This is a genomic window from Rugosimonospora africana (assembly GCF_016862975.1).
Classification (GTDB): Bacteria; Actinomycetota; Actinomycetes; order Mycobacteriales; family Micromonosporaceae; genus Rugosimonospora; species Rugosimonospora africana.
In genome coordinates, this window is the sequence record NZ_BONZ01000168.1 from 1 (window position 1) to 1,331 (window position 1,331).

The 1,331-nt window shown below is 64.9% G+C and carries 2 protein-coding genes; one reads left to right on the forward strand and one right to left on the reverse strand.

The genetic code is table 11. The annotated features are described in order from the left end of the window. Window positions 1–91: 91 nt before the first annotated feature. Window positions 92–586: a hypothetical protein gene (locus Raf01_RS49015; RefSeq protein ID WP_203925057.1), complete on the reverse strand. Its 495-nt coding sequence runs from the start codon at window positions 584–586 to the stop codon at window positions 92–94. A gap of 231 nt (window positions 587–817) precedes the next feature. On the opposite strand from Raf01_RS49015, the gene Raf01_RS49020 reads away from it, so the two are divergent. Next, window positions 818–1,331 (forward strand): hypothetical protein (locus tag Raf01_RS49020; protein ID WP_203925058.1); only part of this gene is annotated, 514 nt, incomplete at its 3' end.

The window sequence follows — 1,331 nt, forward strand, 5'->3', positions numbered from 1 at the left end:
GAAACCGGGTGGACACCGACTCCGATCGTCGTTACGGCAAGGAACCCCGCAGCGCCGATCGTCACCTGGGCGGCCGGTGGCCGGCGGCCGCTCAGGGGCGCCAACCTTCGTAGCGTCCGCCATACTCGCCGGCCAGGCGCACGAGTTGGACACCCCGCTCGTCATGGGAGGGATCGGGAGCCAGCTCAGCGAAAGTCGCCCGTACCTCCCACTCACTACCACGCTCCACGCCGCAGACAGTCACCGCCGATCCGCCCCAAGCCACGAGCTGCTCCTCACACAGCCTCGCTACCTCGGGATTCGGCAATCTGAGAAGGTACGTCGTCTCGCGCGGCCACGGCTCCGGCAGCTCAGGGTATTCACCCAGCGCGTAGCGCAGCCGGAGAACAAGATCGCCTACTGCCGCGGTGAACTCGCCAACGGACGCATCACCGGCAAGCAACCCATCGTTGGCCAACCGACGCATGACATGCGCCATCACATCCCGGGAAAACTGACCAGAAAGCAGCTCACCCTCAAGCACCACAAGCACGTCGAACAACACGTGCACGTCGCGCTCTGGTAGCGGCCTCGCCATCTCCACCATGCAGCCACAGTAAGCCGTACCCCCGCCCCACGCCGACTGATTCACCCGCAGACGCCGAGGGCTTGACCTCCGCGCATCACGACAACGAACCAGCGCCGGGAGTCCGATCCCGGCCTGAGTCCTCGCCCCCCGCCGGCACACCGGATCCTCACCGCTGACCGGCTCAGAACACCAGACGCGACTCACCAAGACCTCCGCGCCACGCTGATCGATGGCGTCTATCCTCCGGTCATGGACCAACCCGACATCATCGAGTTCGGAGTGACACCGTCACGCAAACGTCGATGGGGCTGGGCAGCGGCGATCGTACTGGTGCTGCCGATCGGGCTGACGTTAGCCGGCACACGCCACGCCTACGACTCCCACAACGTCCGGGCCTCGATCACCGAGCCCCCGCAGCGACCGTTGGTCGGCGTCTTCGGGTCCGGCTACATGACATATGGAGACCAGCTTTCCTTCTCGCTGCACCTACGAAACCTCAGCCCCGATCAGGTGCATCTCAAGCAGCCAGCCGTTTCACCGACACCGGGCACTCACGTTCTGTCCGTGGGTTTCGAGACCGACCATGACCCCGACTCGACATACCTGGCGTTTGTCCTGCCGGCCGGCGGGACGGTGCAACTCGTCATCCAGCACACGGTCGACTGCACAGCCGTCCGAAAGCCCTGGCCCTACCTGGGCAACATCGCGGTCCGCCAAGTCACCGACTCAGGATCGAGCACCAGCATCCAACTCTCAACGACAA

What these genes read in the sequence shown, in the direction of transcription:
- Raf01_RS49015 (WP_203925057.1), bottom strand. Translation starts at nt 586, where the DNA reads ATGGTGGAGATGGCGAGGCCGCTACCAGAGCGCGACGTGCACGTGTTG.